This window comes from Micromonospora lacuserhaii, assembly GCF_036902735.1.
GTDB lineage: Bacteria > Actinomycetota > Actinomycetes > Mycobacteriales > Micromonosporaceae > Micromonospora.
In genome coordinates this window covers 56,011-74,292 of the sequence record NZ_JBAKHO010000003.1, presented here as the reverse complement: position 1 = coordinate 74,292, position 18,282 = coordinate 56,011, and the positions used below count along the sequence as shown (strand labels likewise).

The window sequence follows — 18,282 nt, the reverse complement described above, 5'->3', positions numbered from 1 at the left end:
GCACCCGGCGGGTGCCACTGATCGACCGGTCTGCCCTAGGCTTTCCGCTCATGAGCAGTGCCGCCGCGTTCTCGTACGACCCCTTGCTGCCGACCGGGCCGGACCAGACGGAGTACCGCCTGGTCACCGACGAGGGCGTTGACGTCGTCCACGGTCCCGGGGGCCGCCGGTTCCTCACCGTGGAGCCGGCCGCGCTGACCGCGCTGACCGCCGAGGCGATGCACGACATCGCCCACTTCCTCCGCCCCGCGCACCTGGCCCAGCTGCGGTCGATCATCGACGACCCGCTGGCCTCGCCGAACGACCGGTTCGTCGCGCTGGACCTGCTGCGCAACGCCAACATCGCCGCCGCCGGTGTGCTGCCGATGTGCCAGGACACCGGCACCGCGATCGTGATGGGCAAGCGCGGCCGGCACGTGCTCACCGACGGCACCGACGCCGAGGCGATCTCGCGTGGCGTCTACCAGGCGTACACGAAGCTGAACCTGCGCTACTCGCAGCTGGCCCCGCTGACCATGTGGGACGAGCGGAACACCGGCAGCAACCTGCCGGCCCAGGTGGAGCTCTACGCCGAGGACCCGGACGGGCACCCGGACGCGTACAAGTTCCTCTTCATGGCCAAGGGCGGCGGTTCGGCCAACAAGTCGTACCTCTATCAGGAGACCAAGGCGTTGCTGAACCCGACGCGGATGATGCAGTTCCTGGAGGAGAAGCTGCGCCTGATCGGCACCGCGGCCTGCCCGCCGTACCACCTGGCCATCGTCATCGGCGGCACCTCCGCCGAGTACGCGTTGAAGACCGCCAAGTACGCCTCCGCGAAGTACCTCGACGCGCTGCCGACGCAGGGCTCGATGACCGCGCACGGCTTCCGCGACCTGGAGCTGGAGGCGGAGGTGCTGGAGCTGACCCGCAACTTCGGCATCGGCGCGCAGTTCGGCGGCCGGTACTTCTGCCACGACGTGCGGGTGGTCCGGCTGCCCCGGCACGGCGCCTCGTGCCCGGTGGCGATCGCCGTCTCCTGCTCGGCGGACCGGCAGGCGGTAGCCAAGATCACCCCGTCGGGCGTCTGGCTGGAGCGGCTCGAGACCGACCCGGCGCGCTTCCTGCCCGACGTCACCGACGAGACGCTGGACGCCGAGACGGTCGTCAAGGTCGACCTCAACCGGCCGATGGATGAGATCCGCGCCGAGCTGTCGAAGTACCCGGTGAAGACCCGGCTCTCGCTGACCGGCCCGCTGGTCGTGGCCCGGGACATCGCCCACGCCAAGATCGCCGAGCGGCTGGACGCCGGCGAGCCGATGCCGCAGTACCTGCGCGACCACGCGGTCTACTACGCCGGCCCGGCGAAGACCCCCGAGGGCTACGCCTCCGGCTCGTTCGGCCCCACCACGGCCGGCCGGATGGACGCCTATGTGGAGAAGTTCCAGGCCGCCGGCGGCTCCCAGGTGATGCTCGCCAAGGGCAACCGGTCCGCCCAGGTCACCCGCTCCTGCCAGCAGCACGGCGGCTTCTACCTCGGCTCGATCGGCGGCCCGGCGGCCCGGCTCGCCCAGGACTGCATCAAGCACGTCGAGGTCCTCGAATACCCGGAGCTGGGCATGGAGGCGGTCTGGAAGATCGAGGTGGAGGACTTCCCGGCCTTCATCGTGGTCGACGACAAGGGCAACGACTTCTTCGCCGAGGTCACCAAGCCGGTGCTGACCGTCGGGCGGCGCTGAGCCGGACGGACGACGACAAGGGGCGCCGGGCGAAAGCCCGGCGCCCCCTCGTCATCTGGTGCTCGCCGACATCGGTGCGCCCGAGCGGAGTGTTCGCCCGGCCGGGCGCACCGCCCCCGTCGGATGTCGTCACCGACAACCCACGAAGAGTCTCGGCTCCAGCACTGTCGTTCCGCTATCGGATCGCTATCGCCTGAAGAGGGCGACCCGTGACGACCGGGCTACGCTGCAAGTTGCAGAGTCGGCATGCGGGGGCGCAGATGCGGTTCGGGATCCTGGGGCCCTTGCGGGTCGGCGGTGGCGAAGCCACCGTCACCGCAGGTCGGGACCGGGTCGTGCTCGCCATGCTGCTGCTGCGCGCCGGTCGGGTCGTCGCGGTGGAGGACCTGGTCGACGCGGTCTGGGAGGAACGGCCACCGGCCACCGCAAGGGCCCAGCTGCACAGTTGCGTGTCGCGATTGCGACAGCGTCTGGCCACGCTCGGCCTGGCCGCCGACGCCATCGCCACCGACCCGATCGGCTACGGCATCCGGGTCGACCACACCGACCTCGACGCCGAGGTCTTCGCCCGCCGGGTCGACGCCGCCCGCGCCGCGGTCGCCGCTGGGCAGCCCGCCGAGGCGCGCCGCCACTACCGCGAGGCGCTCGGCCTGTGGCGGGGGCCGGCGCTCGCCGGCATCCCCAGCCGGAGCGTACGGCGGCGGGCCCAGGCTCTCGACGAGCAGCGGCTCGCCGCCCTGGAGGAGTGCGTCGACGTCGAGCTGCGGTTGCGGCAGGCGGCCGACCTGCTCGACGAGCTGACCGAGAGCGTCGAGCGGCATCCGTTGCGCGAACGGCTGCGCGGCCAGTTGATGCTCGCCCTCTCCGCGGTCGGTCGGCAGGCCGATGCCCTCGCCGTCTACCGGGAGGGCCGGCGGATCTACGCCGAGGAGCTGGGCATCGAGCCCGGCGCGGCGTTGCAGGAGCTGCACCAGCGGGTGCTCGCCGGCGACCTCGCGCTGGCCGTCCCGGAGAACCGCCCGGCCGCGCCGGTCCGCTCGTTGCCCCGGGCAATCAGCGACTTCACCGGTCGGCAGCAGACCATCGCCCGGCTGGTGAAGGAGATCCACGAGGACGCGGCCCGGATCCAGCTGATCGACGGAATGGCCGGCAGCGGCAAGACCACCCTGGCCGTACAGATCGCCACCGCCCTGGCCGACCGCTATCCGGACGCGCACCTCTTCATCGACCTGCACGGGCACAGCGAACGGAGTCCGCTGACTCCCGCCGCGGCGGTGGCCACGCTGCTCCGGCAGCTCGGCGTACCGGCGGAGCGGGTCCCGCTGGACCTGGACGACCGGCTCGCCCTGTGGCGCAGCGAGCTGGCTGGCCGGCGCGCCCTGGTGGTGCTGGACAACGCCGCCGACGCCGACCAGGTGGCGCCGCTGCTGCCCAACGGCCCGGACTGCCTGGTCCTCATCACCAGCCGCCGCCGGCTGGTCGGCCTGGACGAGGGACGCCCGTCGTCGCTGCCGGTGCTGGACGCCGACGAGGCGGTGGAACTGCTCGGCCGGGTGGCCGGCGAGGAACGGGTCGCCGCCGAGCCCGGGGCAGCCGCCGAGGTGGTGCGTCGCTGCGGCTATCTCCCGCTGGCGATCCGGCTGGCCGGCGCCCGGCTGGCCCACCGGCCCCGCTGGCGGGTCGCCGATCTGGCCGAGCGGTTGGCGTCGGGGCGGGACCCGCTGGCCGAGTTCGCGGCCGGGGAGCGCTCGGTGGGGCGGGCGTTCTCCCTGTCGTACGCGCAGGTGTCGCCGACGGCGCAGCGGGTGTTCCGGCTGCTCGGCCTGCACCCCGGCGTACGGTTCGACAACCGCGTCGCCGCGGCCCTCGCCGAGCTGCCCCTGCCGGAGACGCAGGACGTGCTGGACGAGCTGGTCGACGCGCACCTGGCCGAGGAGGCGGAACCCGGCCGGTACCGGCTGCACGACCTGCTCCGCGAGTACGCCCGGTCGTTGCTGGACGACCCCGGACACGCGGCCGAGCGCACCTCCGCCACCGAACGCCTGCTCGACCATCACCTGCACGTGGCCGCGACGATCTCGTGGACGATCGAGTCGGCGGGCAGCCGGAACATGCTCGTCCTCCCGCCGCCGCCCCGGCCCGACCTGGTCGGCGCAAGCGCGGCCCAGGGCGTGGCCTGGTTCGACGAGAACCGCGCGGCATTGACCGCACTGGTCCGGTTGGCCGACGCCGAGGGCTTCCCGCGGCACTGCTGGCAGCTGGCCCGGGCCTGCTGGCGGTCGCAGTTCGACGGTGGCCACCTGGACGAGCTGATCGAGACGCACACCGTCGGCCTGCGGTCGGCGGAGCGCGTGGGTGACGAGGCGGCCCGGGCGGTCATGCTCAACTACCTCTCCTCGGCGTACTACCGGCTGGCCCGGTTCCCGGAGGCGATCCGGCTGATGGAGGTGGCGCTCGAAGTCCGGCGGCGTCTCGGGCTGCGCCGGGAGGTACGCAGCACGCTGTGGAACCTCGGCATCTCCTACTCGGCCCACGGTGAGCACCGGCGCGGAAAGGAGTGCTTCGACGCGGCGCTGGCCCTGACGATGGGGGGTGGCCCCGGCGAGCTCGCCGAGCTGGCCAACCTGCTCAACAACATCACCTTCGCCCTGCTCAACTGGGGCCGGTACGAGGAGGCGCTGCGGACGGGCCGGCTGCACCTCCTGCTGGCCCGGGCGGCGTCCGACAAGCGGCAGCTGGTGAACGCGGTGGGGCACCTCGGGCTGGTTCGCCACCGCATGGGCGATCTCGGGCCGGCCCGACGGCTGCTGCGGGTGGCGCTGCACCTCAAGCGGCAGGTGGGCAACCGGTACGGCGAGGGTGAGGTGCTCAACGAGATCGGCGTGATGGAGCGGAACGAGGGGCGGCCGGAGCAGGCCGCCGCGCTGCACCGGGAGGCGCTGGTGGCGATCAGCGAGGTGGGGGACCGGATCGGACAGTGCGCGTCCCGCAACCTGCTGGCCCGGGCGATCCTCGACCAGGGCGACAGCTCCAGCGCGCTGGACCTGCACCGCCGGGTGCTCGCCGACGCCACCCGGCTGGGCGCCCGCTACGAGCAGGCCCGGGCGCTGGACGGCATCGCCCGCTGCCTGCGGGAGACCGACCCGGCGGCGGCCCGCTCGCACTGGAGGCGGGCGCTGGCGCTGTTCCGCCAGGTCGAGTCCCCGGACCGGTACGAGGTGGAGCGGCTGCTCGCCGAGCTGGACTGAGCGATCATCTGCGAGTCGGCGGCGAGCGCGGCAGGATGGTACGCGTGACGACTCCAGAGGCAGCGGGCTACCGGATCGAACGCGACTCGATGGGCGAGGTGGAGGTGCCCGCCGAGGCGCTGTGGCGGGCACAGACCCAGCGCGCGGTGCAGAACTTCCCGATCTCCGGGCGTGGCATCGAACCGGCCCAGATCAAGGCGCTGGCCATGATCAAGGGCGCCGCCGCGCAGGTCAACGGCGAGCTGGGGGTGATCGGCGCGGATGTGGCCGGCGCGATCGCCACCGCCGCCGCCCACGTGGCCGACGGCGGGTACGACGACCAGTTCCCGGTCGACGTCTTCCAGACCGGCTCGGGGACCTCGTCCAACATGAACACCAACGAGGTGATCGCCACCCTGGCCGGTCGGGAGCTGGGCCGGGGCGTGCACCCGAACGACGACGTGAACGCCTCGCAGTCCAGCAACGACGTCTTCCCGTCCTCGATCCACCTGGCCGCCACCCAGGCCGTGGTGGAGGATCTGCTGCCCGCGTTGAAGCACCTCGCGGGGGCGCTGGAGGAGAAGGCGGCCGAGTTCGAGACGGTGGTGAAGGCCGGGCGTACCCACCTGATGGACGCCACCCCGGTCACCCTGGGCCAGGAGTTCGGCGGGTACGCCGCCCAGGTCCGCTACGGCGTGGAGCGGCTGGAGGCGGCGCTGCCCCGGCTGGCCGAGCTGCCGCTCGGCGGCACCGCCGTGGGCACCGGGATCAACACCCCGCTGGGCTTCGCCGCCAAGGTGATCGAGAAGCTGCGCGGGTCGACCGGCCTGCCGCTGACCGAGGCGCGCAACCACTTCGAGGCGCAGGGCGCCCGGGACGCGCTGGTGGAGACCTCCGGCCAGCTGCGCACGATCGCCGTCGGGCTGTACAAGATGGCCAACGACATCCGCTGGATGGGCTCCGGGCCTCGGGCCGGCCTGCGTGAGCTGCGCATCCCGGACCTCCAGCCCGGCTCGTCGATCATGCCGGGCAAGGTGAACCCGGTGGTCGCCGAGGCGATGCGCCAGGTCTGCGCCCAGGCGATCGGCAACGACGCGACGGTCGCCTTCGCCGGCTCGCAGGGCGACTTCGAGCTGAACGTGATGCTCCCGGTGATGGGCCGCAACCTGCTGGAGTCGATCCGGCTGCTCTCCGCGTCCAGCCGGCTCTTCGCCGACCGGCTGGTGGTCGGCCTGGTCGCGGACGCCGAGGTCTGCCTGGCGTACGCGGAGGGGTCGCCGTCGATCGTGACCCCGCTCAACCGCCACCTCGGGTACGACGAGGCCGCCTCGATCGCCAAGGAGGCGTTGGCCAAGCAGACCTCGATCCGCGAGGTGGTGATCTCCCGGGGGCACGTCGACTCCGGCAAGCTCAGCGAGACGCAGCTCGACGAGGCCCTGGACCTGCTCCGGATGACCCACCCCTGACGCCGCCTCAGCCGCTCCGGGTGCGCGGCGCCCAGCCGAGGAAACGGGCGAAGAGCGCCGCCGGGTCGGGGCCGTCGTCCGGGTGGAGCCGGTACAGGTCGGCGGCGGCGTCGTGCAGGACGGTGCAGAGGTAGACGCTGAGCGCGACCCGGTCGTCGGCGTATTCGGCGATCAGGGCGAGGCGGGCGGACGCGCACGGCCACGGCGCGGCGCAGCGCCGGCAGAGCCAGAGCGGGCGGAGCGGCAGGTGCGGCCGCGTCGGGCCGCTCACCGCCGTACCGGGCGGGGGGACCGGGGCATGGTTTCTCTCCCTACGAACCTGATGTCGGCAGCGTCATCGCCCCGGCGGTGGGACCGCCCGGCCGGGGGAGCGGGCGATCCCACCGCGACACTGCCGCTGCCCGGAGGGTGGGCGGGCGGTGTCGCTCTTCACAGTCTGGTGATCAGACCACTACGGTCGGAAGGGTTTGCGCCCGCTGTGGGAGCCGTCCTGCGCTGACCGCCGACTCGGCTGGCGGGCTGCTGGAGTCGATCGGCGATGCGCTGGAGGGTGGCGGGAGATGGCGGACGGACGGATGACGGCGGCGGCCTTTCTGGTCGCCGAGCTGCGCCGGGCGCGGACCCGGCGGGGCTGAGCCAGGACGAGTTGGCCAAGGCGGTCAACTACTCGGCCTCCATGGTCAGCGCCGTCGAACTGGGCCAGCAGCCACCCACCGCGAAGTACCTGGAACTGGTCGACAAGGCCCTCGACACCGGCGGCATCTTTGGCCGCATGCTCACCGACCTGGTCAGCCTCGACAAGACCCAGACCTGGTTGCGCGGCTGGCAAACGATCCTGTCGGAGGCGCGGGCGATCCGTTGGTACGAGCCGCGATATGTGCCCGGTCTCTTCCAGACCGAGGCTTACGCGCGGGCCGTCTTCGAAGCCGGCGACCTCCTCGACCAGGGCGAGGTGGAGCGGCGGCTCGCGGACCGGATGAGAACCCAGGGCTGTCTTTATGACGATCGGGTGTTCAAGGTGGTCGCGGTGCTGGATGAGGGAGCGTTGCGCCGCTGCGTGGGTGGTCGCAAGACGATGGCTGATCAGGCCCTTCACCTGGCCCGGCTTGCGACTGAGCATCCCCATGTCCGGCTGCATGTGGTGCCCGGCTCGGCCGGGGAGTACCCCGGGCTCGGCGGGCCGTTCATCCTGGCCGCGATGCCGGACGACACCGACCTCGGGGTGGTAACTGGGCAGGGCCGCGGCGAGGAGCTGCATCAGCCGGCCGAACTGCGGCGACTGCAACAGGTCTGGGAGGTTAGCCTGGCGGCGGCCCTGCCTTCACAGGAGTCGATCGAGCTGTTGAGGGAGATAGCCGAGTCATGGAACTGACCGGTGCCCGCTGGCGTAAGAGCAGCCGGAGCGACCAGGCGACCCAGTGCGTCGAGGTGGCGATCAACCTCCCCGAGGTGGTCGGAGTGCGGGACAGCAAGGACCCGGACGGTCCGGTGCTCACCTTTCCCCCGTACTCCTGGCGGGTCTTCGTGGCCGCGCCGCCGCGCTGACGTGGCCGGCTATCCCGGCGCGGACGTCTCGCCCGGCTCGACCGCGAACGGACCGTCCGGCTCTGCACCCTGCGGACGACGCGTACGTGCTGTTCCGGGTCGACGTGACGCGCTGGCTGATGAACGGCCGGACGTTGACCGGATAACCCGTCGACCGCTGCCCGGGGCCGGCGGCATGATCCGGGCATGACCGGTGACGTGCTGCTGGAGACCGCCCGGCTGCGGCTGCGCCGCTTCACCATGGACGATGTGGACCACCTGGTGGAGCTGGACTCCGACCCGGAGGTCATGCGCTTCCTGACCGGTGGTCGGCCGACCCCGCGCGCGACCGTCCGCGACGAGCACCTGCCCCGGCTGCTCGCCCGGTACGACCGCCACCCGGGCCTCGGCCGGTGGGCGGCGGAGGACCGGACGACCGGCGAGTTCCTGGGCTGGTTCGCGCTCGACCCGGCCGAGGACGGGACACAGGCCGAGCTGGGTTACCGGCTGCGCCGCGCCGCCTGGGGACGGGGGCTGGCCACCGAGGGGTCCCACGCCCTGCTCCGGCACGCGTTCGACACGGTGGGTCTGCGTCGGGTGTGGGCCGAGACGATGGCGGTGAACCGGCGTTCCCGCAGCGTGATGGAGAAGGCCGGCCTGCGGTACGTCCGGACGTTCCACCTCCACTTCGACGACCCGATCCCCGGGACCGAGCACGGTGAGGTGGAGTACGAGCTGCTCAGGAGCGACCGGCCGCCTTCCTCGCCCGGTACGCGCTGACCGCCGCCCGGTTGCCGCAGCCAGCCTCGCAGAACCGCCGGGACCGGTTCTTCGAGAGGTCGACCAGCACGTTGTCGCAGTCGGGGTGCTCGCAGCTGCGCAGCCGGCTCAGCTCGCCGCTGCGGACCAGGTCGGCGACCGCCATCGCGGCCTCGACGGCCATCCGGGTGGCCAGCGGCGCGTCCCGGGGGACCGCGTGCAGGTGGTACGGCTCGTCGTCGTGCCGGATCAGCTGCGGCAGCGCCCGGGACTCGTGGAGCAGCTCGTTGACGACGGCGACCACCTGGTCGGGGTCGGCGTCCCACAGCCGGCGCAGGCGGGGGCGCAGCGCGCGGACGGCGCGCAGCTCGTCGTCGGTGTGCTCGTGCCGGCCGGTCCAGCCGTGGGTGGTGACGAATCCGTCGAGGGCGGCGACGTCGGGCAGCCCCTCGCCGTCCCGGCTGTCGGTGTTGACCAGGGCGGCGGCGGCGAGCAGCCCGCACTCGGTGTCATGGGCAAAGAGCAACTTGACTCCTGTCTGAGCCGGCCGCTAGCGTCACGAGCGTAAGGGTACTTTGCCCATGACCTCCGGAGGAACCCATGCCGCACCGACCCACCGCCGGCGTCGGCCTGGGGCTGGCCCTGCTCTCCGCCGTCACCTTCGCCACCTCCGGCACGTTCGCCCGCTCGCTGATCACCGCCGACTGGTCGGCCGAGGCCGTGGTCGTCGCCCGGGTCGGCATCGCCGCCCTGCTCCTCGCGGTGCCGGCCGTGCTCTCCCTGCGCGGCAGGGGCGAGGTGCTGCGGCGCACCCTCGGCTCCGTCGGCGTCTTCGGGCTGCTCGGCGTGGCCACCGCCCAGGCCTGCTTCTTCAACGCCGTCCGCTACCTGCCGGTCGGCGTCGCCCTGCTGCTGGAATACCTCGGCATCATCCTGGTCGTCGGCTGGCTGTGGCTCGTGCACGGGCAGCGTCCCCGCCGGCTCACCGTGGTCGGCTCGGTGGCGGCGCTGGCCGGGCTGGCCTTCGTGCTCGACCTGACCGGCACCGGCCGGCTCGACCCGGTGGGCGTGCTCTGGGGGCTCGGCGCCGGGGTCGGACTCGCCGGCTACTTCGTCCTCGCCGCCCGGGTGGACGCCGACCTGCCCTCGGTCGCCATGGCCAGCTTCGGCATGGCCGTCGGCGCCGCGGTGCTGGTCCTGCTCGGCCTGGTCGGGGTGCTGCCGCTGCGGGCCACCTTCGGCGCGGTGGACTTCGCCGGGCAGCGCACCAGCTGGCTCGTGCCCATCGCGGGGCTCTCCCTGGTGGCTGCGGTGGTCGCCTACCTGGCGGGGATCGCCGCCACCCGGGTCCTCGGTGCCCGGCTGGCCTCCTTCGTCGGCCTCACCGAGGTGATGTTCGCGGTGCTGATCGCCTGGCTGGTCCTCGGCGAACTGCCCAGCGTGGTGCAGCTGCTCGGTGGCGCGCTGATCGTCGCCGGGGTGGCGCTGGTCCGCCTCGACGAGCTGCGCCACGCCCGCACCGAGCGGCCCGCGCTGCGGGCCGACGAACCGGCCCTGACCTGAGAGGGTGTCCGGCATGCTGCGCGTGATCGTGTTCGACGCCGACGAGACCCTGCTCGACCTTCGCCCGGCCGTCACCGGCGGGCTGGTGGCCGTACTCGAGGAGATGCGGCGCCGGAGCCCGGCGGCGGCCGGGGTGTCGCTCGCGGACCTCGAGTCCGACTGGGGCGCGGTCTTCGGCGGGCTCAGTGCCGCACCGGTGCAGGAGGTACGGCGGGCGGCGCTGGCCCGGTCGCTGGCCCGGGCCGGGATGGAGGACCAGCTCGACGAGCTGGCGGCGCTCTTCTTCGCCCGGCGGTTCGCGCTGACCCGGCCCTTCCCCGACGTGCTGCCGGCGCTGGACCTGCTGCGACGGGACTTCGTGCTCGGCTACGCCACCAACGGCAACAGCCGGGCCGAGCGCTGCGGTCTCGCCGGCCAGTTCACCTTCGAGCTGTACGCCCACGAGGACGGGCTGCCCAAGAAACCCGTCCCCGCGTTCTACGCGGCGGTCGTCGAGGCCGCGGGCGTGCCGGCGGAGGAGATCGGGTACGTCGGTGACTCGCTCGCCCACGACGTGGTCGGGCCGCAGCGCGGCGGCCTGCGGGGGATCTGGCTCAACCGGGCCGGCCTGCCCTGCCCCTCGGGGGTACGCCCGGACGCCGAGGTGTCCACCATGGCCCACCTGCCCGTGGCACTCGCCGCGCTGATCGATGGGCACGTAGCGGCGCCGTAGTGGATGCGTAGCGGACCGGCTCAGCCTATGGGGGTCGCGGGCATCAGCCGCGGTCGATCGAGGTCTCGCACCGAGGAGTCCCATGGGCAGGTCGCACACGTCCATCCGCCGCTGGAGCGCCGTCGCGCTCACGGCTCTCACCATCGGCACCGTCGCCGCCGTCGCACCCACCACCCCGGCGCTCGCCGTCGGGCCCACCGACCACGTCCTCTACTGGAACGACGTCCTGCTGCGCACCTTCCGTCAGGTCGGCGGCGCTCCCGGTCCGCTGGCCCGGGCCGGGGCGATGGTGCACGGAGCGATCTACGACGCCGCGAACTCCGCCCTCTGCGCCGCCGGAGCTGACCGGTGCATCGGGCAGCAGTACCGAATCAAGGTCACCCCGACCGCCGGAGTCACCCCGGACCTCGCCACCGCCATCGACTACGCCGCCTACGACACGCTGCGCAGCGTCTATCCCTCGATCGACTTCAGCGCCGATCTCACCGCGGCGCAGGAGGGCATCGCCAGTTCGACGGCGCGCACCGACGGCCAGCGGATGGGCTCGGCAAGCGCGCAGGCCATGATCAGTTTCCGGGCCGGCGACGGGACGCCCGACACCTCCACCTACGCCGACGGCACCGTGCCGGGCCAGTGGCGGCGGACCGGCTCCGGCGAGCCCGCCACTCCGAGCTGGGGACTGGTGAAGCCGTTCGCGATGGCCTCCAACACCCAGTTCCGTCCCGGTCCGCCGGCCGGCTACTCCAGCTACGGCACACTGCTCGCGAGCAAGGCGTACGCGGACCAGGTCAACGAGGTGAAGAGTCTCGGCGCGTACAACAGCACCGCCCGTACCGCCGACCAGACGCAGGCGGCCTGGTTCTGGGCCAACGATCTGGACGGCACCTACAAGCCGCCGGGCCAGCTCTTCACCCACACCCGGATCGTGTCCGCGTCGGCCAAGCTGACCCAGGCGGGCAACGCCCGGCTCTTCGCGCTGGTCGGCATCGCCATGGGTGACGCCGCCGTGGTGGCGTGGGACACCAAGTACCAGACCACCGTCGACCTGTGGCGGCCCGAGAGCGCGATCAGGCTCGCCGGCACCGACTCCCGGACCGACACGGTCGCCGACCCCAACTGGAAGCCGCTCTCCGCCGACCGCAACAACGTGAACTTCTCCCCGCCCTTCCCGGCGTACACCTCGGGGCACGCCACGTTCGCGGCCGCCTGGGCGGGTGCCATGAAGGGCTTCTTCGGCACCGACGGCTTCCGCTTCGTCGCCACCACCGAGGACCCGCACGCGGTCGGGGCGACCCGCATCTTCACCGGCTTCAACGCGGCGGCGACGGAGAACGCGCGCAGCCGGGTCTACCTCGGCGTGCACTACCAGTTCGACGCCGACGCCGGGGTTTCCTCCGGCACCTCGCTCGCCAACTACGTGGCCGGCAACTTCCTCCGGCCGACCGCGCCGGCGTACACGTTCGACGGCTTCTACGAGGGGTCCGCGTACGTCGGGAACACCTACCCGGACGGCGTCGCGGGGGGAAGCATGACCCTCAACTTCGCACTCTCCGCCAACGGCACCCCGGTCACCGACCTGAACGCGGTCGTCGGCGTCTCCTGGAACGGCGCACCGGGAGGGAACAGCGGCGTAGTCAGCGTCACCAACGGCCGCTACCAGGTCACCGTCCTGCCCGGCAAGGTGTGTGGCCTCCAGGGCCAGACGCTCTCCGTCCTGCTGAGGGACGGATCAAGCCGCAACCTCTTCGTGACCTGCACCGTCGTCTGACGACAGCAGCGACGCGGGCGGCGCGGTCGGTGACACCGACCGCGCCGTCGGCGCGTCGATACCCAGCCGGGACAGCTGCTGCCGGATCTCGCCCAGCATCCGTTCCGCCTCGGCCAGCCGGCTGAGGGTACGGGTGAGGTCGGCGCCGCCCGCGGCGACCGGGTCGGCGGCCAGCAGTGACCGGTAGGTCCCGGACAGCTCTGGTCCCGGCTCCACGCCCAGCTCCTCGCGGAGCAGCAGGCGGGCTCGGTGGTAGCAGCCGATCGCCTCGCCCCGGCGGCCGGCGCGGTGCAGCGCCACCAGCAGGTGACACCAGAGCGGCTCGTGCAGCGGATGCCGTTCCACCAGTGTGGAGAGGACCGGGATCAGTTCGTGGTGCCGCCCTGCGGCAAGGTCGAGGCTCATCAGGTCGCTCAGCACGCTCAGCCGTTCGTCGGCGAGCCGGGCGGCCGTGGCCCGGGCGAACGGCGCGTCGATGTCGCCCAGCGGTGGACCCACGTGAAGCTGGAGGGCGGCCCGGTAGGCCTCGGCCGCCGCCACCGGCTGCCCCGTCCCGGCGAGCGTCCGCCCCTGGCGGGCCAGCCGCCGGAACACCCCCACGTCGATGTCGGACGGGTCGACCTTGAGCGCGTACCCGGTGGCGTGGGTGACGATCCGTACGTCCGGCAGCCCGCGCAGCCATCGGCGGACCACGGATATCTGGGCGTGGACCTGGGTGCGCACCGTGCGCGGCGGCGACTCGCCCCACACGGCGTCGATGATCTGCTCCACCCGCAGCAGCGCACCCGTCTCCATGAGCAGGAACGCCAGGACGGCGCGCGGGCGCTTCCCGTCCAGCCGCAGCGGGTGGGCGGACCCGTCGACGGTGAGCGGGCCCAGCAGTCGGAATCTCATGACGGCCGGCCCGGGTCACGGCGGACGGCACGCGAACAGAAGCCCATCAGTCCTCCAGCCCCCGTGTTCGAGGAGAACGCCAAGCAGCAGTAACCATAGAAGTTGCACGATGCGATGACAATGACACGTACGGTCGGGGCCCCGGCCGGTCCGACCGAGTCAGCCCAGCGCGGCAGCGATCGCCTCGGCGGCGGCGCTCACCTGGGCGCCCACCGTCGCCACGTCCAGCGGGGCCAGCGCCACCACCCCGACGCTCGCCTCCAGCCCCGGCACGCCGAGCACCGGTGCGGCCACCCCGTACGCCCCGGACTGCAGTTCCCCGCTGGTGCTCACCGGGCCGGCGGCGCCCGCCCGGCCGGCCAGGATGGCCCGCCCGGCCGCCCCGAGCTCCAACGGATGCCGGGCGCCCGTCCGGTAGGCCACGTGGAACGACGTCCAGCTCGGCTCGACCACCGCCAGAGCCACCCCCTCGCCGCCCTCGACGACGGTCAGGTGGGCGGTCGCGCCGGCCTGCTCGGCGAGGCGGCGCAGCGCCGGCAGTGCTCCCTCGGCCAGCAGCGGCTGGGCGCGCCGGGCCAGGTGCAGCACCCCCGCGCCGAGCCGCAGCCGGCCGTCGCCGTCGCGGCGCAGCATCCCGTGCCCGGTCAGCGCGCCGACCAGCCGGTAGACGGCGGCCCGGCCGATGCCGAGCCGGTGCGCCGCCTCGGTGACCGTCAGGCCGGCGGGGGCGTCGGCGACCAGGTGCAGCAGGCGCAGCCCCCGGTCCAGGGTCTGCGCCGTCTCCCCGGGACGGGCCGCCGCCCCGCCGGGCCCCGCCGTCGTCTCCACAGCACGCAGCGTACGACCCGGCTCCGGACGACCCCGGAAAGCCTGGACGGCTACCCTTGTACGGTGACGCTACGCCTGTATGACACCGCCACCCGATCGGTGCGGGACTTCGTCCCGCGGGAAGCCGGCAAGGTGGGGGTCTACCTGTGTGGTCTCACCCTGCAGGCACCCCCGCACATCGGCCACCTTCGCTCGGGCGTCAACTACGACGTGCTGCGCCGCTGGCTGCTCGCCGCCGGCTACGAGGTCACCTTCATCCGCAACCTGACCGACATCGACGACAAGATCCTGGTCAGGGCGATGGAGCAGGGGCGGCCGTTCTGGTCGATCGCCTACGCCAACGAGCAGATCCTCGCCGAGTCGTACCGGGCGCTGAACGTGCTGCCGCCGACGTACGAACCGCGGGCCACCGGGCACATCCCGGAGATGCACCAGCTGATCGCCCGGCTGATCGAGACCGGTCACGCCTACCCGGCCACCGACGGCTCCGGCGACGTCTACTTCGACGTGGCCTCCTGGCCGGCGTACGGGTCGCTGTCCGGCCAGTCGCCGGACGAGATGCAGTCCGCCGGCGACGCCCCGGAGCGGGGCAAGCGGGACCCGCGTGACTTCGCGCTCTGGAAGGGCGCCAAGCCCGACGAGCCGGCCGACGCCTACTGGCCGTCGCCCTGGGGCCGCGGCCGCCCCGGCTGGCACATCGAGTGCTCGGCGATGTGCTGGCGGTACCTGGGCGCCGAGTTCGACATCCACGGCGGCGGGCTGGACCTGACGTTCCCGCACCACGAGAACGAGATCGCCCAGTCCCAGGCCGCCGACCTGCCGTTCGCCCGCTTCTGGGTGCACCACGGCCTGCTCAGCATCGGCGGCGCCAAAATGGGCAAATCGCTCGGCAACGCCCTCGGCCTCGACTACGTGGCCTCGCTCGGGGTGCGCCCGGTCGAGCTGCGCTACTACTACGCCGCCGCGCACTACCGCTCCCGGATCGACTACTCCGAGGACGCGCTGCGCGAGGCGGCGGTGGCCTACCGGCGGATCGAGGGCTTCGTGCAGCGGGCCGCCGAGCGGGTCGGCGGCGGCCAGCCCGGCGAGCTGCCGGCCGGCTTCGTCGCCGCGATGGACGACGACCTGAACACCTCGGCCGCCCTCGCGGTGCTGCACGAGGTGGTCCGGGACGGCAACACCGCCCTGACCGTCGGCGACGATGTGACCGTCCGCACGACTCTGGCCGCCGCCCGGGGGATGCTGGATATCCTCGGCGTCGACCCCCTGGACCCGGCCTGGACCGGCGGCGAACGCGCCGGCGACCTGCGCGGTGTGGTGGACTCCCTGATCGCGCTGGCCCTGGAGCAGCGCGCCCAGGCCCGCAGCCGCAAGGACTGGGCCGCCGCGGACGCCGTACGCGACCAGCTCAAGCAGGCCGGCGTGGTGGTCGAGGACACCGCCCAGGGCCCCCGTTGGACTATTGGAGAGCAGGACTGATGGCCGGCAACTCGCAGCGCCGTGGCCGGCGACTGTCCCCGAAGCAGGGCGCCCCGAAGGGCTCCGGCGGCAAGAACAAGGACTCCCTCGCCGGTCGGGGCAAGACCCTGCCCGCCGACGAGCGGCCCTGGCACAAGGCGTACTCGGGCACCGAGAAGCTGCCCCAGCGCACCGCGTGGAAGCAGGACAAGGAGCGCCGCGCGGCGGCCGAGGAGGGGCGCGCCCCCAAGATCGGCCAGCCCGGCGCCAAGGACACCACCTGGGGCAAGGGCGGCGGACGGGGCGTACCGGCCAGCCGGGGTGCCGCGTCCAGCCGGGGCGGTAAGCCCACCGGCCGTACCGGCCCCCGGGTCGCGCCGGGCCGCAAGTCCAACCCGTCCAAGGACGGCCCGGAGCTGCTGGTCGGGCGCAACCCGGTGCTGGAGGCGCTGCGCGCCGCGGTGCCGGCGACCGCGCTCTATGTCGCGCAGGGCATCGACATGGACGACCGGGTCAACGAGATCCTCCGGACCGCCGCCGACCGGGGCATCGCCAACCTGGAGATCAGCCGGGCCGAGCTGGACCGGATGACCGGCGGCGTGCTGCACCAGGGCGTCGGCCTCCAGGTGCCGCCCTTCGCGTACGAGCCGTTCGAGGACCTGATGGCCGCCGCGCTGGAGCAGGCCGCCCCGCTGCTGGTGGCGCTGGACGGGGTCACCGACCCGCGCAACCTCGGCGCGGTGATCCGGTCCGCCGCCGCGTTCGGCGCGCAGGGTGTCTTCGTACCCGAGCGGCGGGCCGCCGGAATCACTGCGACCGCCTGGCGGACCAGCGCCGGCGCGGCCGCGCGGGTCCCCGTCGCCCAGGTCACCAACCTGACCCGATCGCTCAAGGCCTGCCAGGATGCCGGCTTCATGGTGGTCGGACTGGACGCCGACGGCGACACCGACCTGTACGACCTGGAGGCCGCCGTCGGCCCGCTGGTCGTGGTGGTCGGCTCCGAGGGGCGCGGGCTGTCCCGGCTGGTCGGGCAGACGTGCGACCTGACCGTCAGCATCCCGATGATCTCCGAGATCGAGTCGCTCAACGCGAGCGTGGCCGCCGCGGTCACCCTGGCCGAGGTGGCCCGGCGCCGCGCCGCCGAGGCCTGATCGACGACAGGCACACGAAAAGGGGCGATCCGCCGAAGCGGACCGCCCCTTTTTCCGTACGTCAGATCCGCTTGCCGCTGGCGGCGTTGAAGATGTGGCTCTGGCCGGCGCGCGGCTTGACGAACACGGTGTCACCCATGTTCGGCATGGTGCGCCGGTCGGTGCGGACCACGAACCGCTCGTCGTGGCCCTCCAGCGCGGCGTGGCCGTAGACGTTGGCGTCCGAGCCGAGGTCCTCGACCAGCTCGACGATGACCGGCATGCCGCCCTCGGTCGGGCTGACCAGGTCGCAGTCCTCCGGACGGAAGCCCACGGTCACCTTGTTGTCGCCGCCCTCGGCGCGGGCCGCCTCGACCTGCTCGCGGCTCAGCGGGATGTGCATCTCGGCGAAGGCCGCGCCCTGCTCGGTCAGCGGCACGGTCTTGATGTTCATGGCGGGGGAGCCCATGAAGCCCGCGACGAAGACGTTGGCCGGGGTGTCGTAGAGCGCCCGCGGGGTGTCCACCTGCTGGAGGACGCCGTCGAGCATGACCGCCACCCGGTGGCCCATGGTCATGGCCTCGACCTGGTCGTGGGTGACGTAGACCGTGGTGATGCCGAGCTTGGCCTGCAGCGACGCGATCTGGGTACGGGTCTGCACGCGCAGCTTGGCGTCGAGGTTCGACAGCGGCTCGTCCATGAGGAAGACCTGCGGCTCGCGGACGATCGCTCGGCCCATCGCGACCCGCTGGCGCTGGCCACCGGAGAGCGCCTTCGGCTTACGGTTGAGGTAATCCTCCAGCTGGAGCAGCGCGGCGGCCTCCTTGACCCGACGGTCGATCTCGTCCTTGGAGGTCTTGCGCAGCTTCAGCGCGAACGCCATGTTCTCGTACACCGACATGTGCGGGTAGAGGGCGTAGTTCTGGAAGACCATCGCGATGTCGCGGGCCTTCGGCGGGAGGTGGGTGACGTCCCGATCGTCGATGTAGATCGCGCCGTCGTCGACGTCCTCCAAGCCGGCGAGCATCCGCAGGCTGGTGGACTTGCCGCAGCCCGACGGGCCGACGAGGACGAGGAACTCGCCGTCGCCGATCTGCAGGTCGAGCTGGTTGACGGCGGGGCGTTCGGTGCCCGGGTAGATTCGGGACGCCTTCGCGTAGGTGACCGTAGCCATGGTGAAGCGCTTCCTTTCACCGGCAGGAACGTGCCGGACGATCCGAGTGAAGGAGCCACCG

At 72.7% G+C, this 18,282-nt stretch carries 15 protein-coding genes and 1 pseudogene; 11 read left to right on the top strand and 5 right to left on the bottom strand.

Translation table 11 applies throughout. From position 1 onward, the window contains the following. Positions 1-50 precede the first annotated feature (50 nt). From V6U81_RS02880 to V6U81_RS02870, 3 genes are all read left to right on the top strand, one after another. Positions 51-1,718 (top strand): fumarate hydratase, encoded by a 1,668-nt coding sequence (locus V6U81_RS02880; RefSeq protein ID WP_334483942.1) that lies wholly within the window; start codon positions 51-53, stop codon positions 1,716-1,718. A 260-nt stretch (positions 1,719-1,978) separates the two neighbouring features. After that, on the top strand, positions 1,979-4,966 hold the full coding sequence (locus V6U81_RS02875) for an AfsR/SARP family transcriptional regulator (RefSeq protein ID WP_334483939.1): 2,988 nt from the start codon (positions 1,979-1,981) through the stop codon (positions 4,964-4,966). Between the two features lie 35 nt (positions 4,967-5,001). Continuing rightward, positions 5,002-6,411, top strand: a complete 1,410-nt coding sequence (locus tag V6U81_RS02870) for a class II fumarate hydratase (RefSeq protein WP_334483937.1) — start codon at positions 5,002-5,004, stop codon at positions 6,409-6,411. Between the two features lie 7 nt (positions 6,412-6,418). Here the strand turns inward: V6U81_RS02870 and V6U81_RS02865 are convergent, their stop codons facing one another. After that, entirely contained in the window at positions 6,419-6,682 is a 264-nt protein-coding gene (locus tag V6U81_RS02865; protein WP_334483935.1) for a hypothetical protein, read from the bottom strand. A gap of 289 nt (positions 6,683-6,971) precedes the next feature. On the opposite strand from V6U81_RS02865, the pseudogene V6U81_RS02860 reads away from it, so the two are divergent. The 3 genes and pseudogenes from V6U81_RS02860 to V6U81_RS02850 all read left to right on the top strand — a co-directional run bounded on the left by V6U81_RS02860 (position 6,972) and on the right by V6U81_RS02850 (position 8,715). Continuing rightward, positions 6,972-7,783 (top strand): annotated as a pseudogene (locus tag V6U81_RS02860) (helix-turn-helix domain-containing protein). Beyond that, positions 7,774-7,956, top strand: a complete 183-nt coding sequence (locus tag V6U81_RS02855) for a DUF397 domain-containing protein (RefSeq protein ID WP_334483933.1) — start codon at positions 7,774-7,776, stop codon at positions 7,954-7,956. Before V6U81_RS02860 ends, V6U81_RS02855 begins: the two are co-directional and overlap by 10 nt. Positions 7,957-8,142: 186 nt before the next feature. Then, on the top strand, positions 8,143-8,715 hold the full coding sequence (locus V6U81_RS02850; protein ID WP_334483930.1) for a GNAT family N-acetyltransferase: 573 nt from the start codon (positions 8,143-8,145) through the stop codon (positions 8,713-8,715). Here the strand turns inward: V6U81_RS02850 and V6U81_RS02845 are convergent. Next, positions 8,675-9,220: a CGNR zinc finger domain-containing protein gene (locus V6U81_RS02845; protein ID WP_334483927.1), complete on the bottom strand. Its 546-nt coding sequence runs from the start codon at positions 9,218-9,220 to the stop codon at positions 8,675-8,677. The genes V6U81_RS02850 and V6U81_RS02845 overlap by 41 nt on opposite strands. 74 nt (positions 9,221-9,294) lie before the next feature. Between V6U81_RS02845 and V6U81_RS02840 the strand changes: the two genes are divergently transcribed. The 3 genes from V6U81_RS02840 to V6U81_RS02830 all read left to right on the top strand — a co-directional run bounded on the left by V6U81_RS02840 (position 9,295) and on the right by V6U81_RS02830 (position 12,737). Continuing rightward, positions 9,295-10,257: an EamA family transporter gene (locus V6U81_RS02840; protein WP_334483924.1), complete on the top strand. Its 963-nt coding sequence runs from the start codon at positions 9,295-9,297 to the stop codon at positions 10,255-10,257. A 13-nt stretch (positions 10,258-10,270) separates the two neighbouring features. Beyond that, positions 10,271-10,969 (top strand): HAD family hydrolase, encoded by a 699-nt coding sequence (locus V6U81_RS02835; protein WP_334483922.1) that lies wholly within the window; start codon positions 10,271-10,273, stop codon positions 10,967-10,969. Between the two features lie 82 nt (positions 10,970-11,051). Next, positions 11,052-12,737, top strand: coding sequence for a vanadium-dependent haloperoxidase (locus V6U81_RS02830; protein ID WP_334483920.1), 1,686 nt, complete (start codon positions 11,052-11,054; stop codon positions 12,735-12,737). Here the strand turns inward: V6U81_RS02830 and V6U81_RS02825 are convergent. Next, positions 12,699-13,631 carry an AfsR/SARP family transcriptional regulator gene (locus V6U81_RS02825; RefSeq protein ID WP_334483919.1) on the bottom strand — a complete coding sequence of 311 codons (933 nt, stop codon included), beginning with the start codon at positions 13,629-13,631 and terminating at the stop codon, positions 12,699-12,701. The two genes, V6U81_RS02830 and V6U81_RS02825, sit on opposite strands and share 39 nt — an antisense overlap. A gap of 159 nt (positions 13,632-13,790) precedes the next feature. Beyond that, on the bottom strand, positions 13,791-14,459 hold the full coding sequence (locus tag V6U81_RS02820; protein ID WP_334483918.1) for an IclR family transcriptional regulator: 669 nt from the start codon (positions 14,457-14,459) through the stop codon (positions 13,791-13,793). Between the two features lie 63 nt (positions 14,460-14,522). Between V6U81_RS02820 and cysS the strand changes: the two genes are divergently transcribed. Beyond that, entirely contained in the window at positions 14,523-15,938 is a 1,416-nt protein-coding gene (gene cysS / locus V6U81_RS02815; RefSeq protein ID WP_334483916.1) for a cysteine--tRNA ligase, read from the top strand. Then, positions 15,938-17,068, top strand: a complete 1,131-nt coding sequence (gene rlmB / locus V6U81_RS02810) for a 23S rRNA (guanosine(2251)-2'-O)-methyltransferase RlmB (RefSeq protein WP_334483913.1) — start codon at positions 15,938-15,940, stop codon at positions 17,066-17,068. The genes cysS and rlmB overlap by 1 nt, the downstream gene beginning before the upstream one ends. Before the next feature lie 61 nt (positions 17,069-17,129). Here rlmB and V6U81_RS02805 read toward each other — a convergent pair whose 3' ends face one another. Next, complete coding sequence (locus tag V6U81_RS02805; RefSeq protein ID WP_334483911.1) at positions 17,130-18,221, bottom strand: ABC transporter ATP-binding protein; 1,092 nt, start codon at positions 18,219-18,221, stop codon at positions 17,130-17,132. Positions 18,222-18,282: the final 61 nt, after the last annotated feature.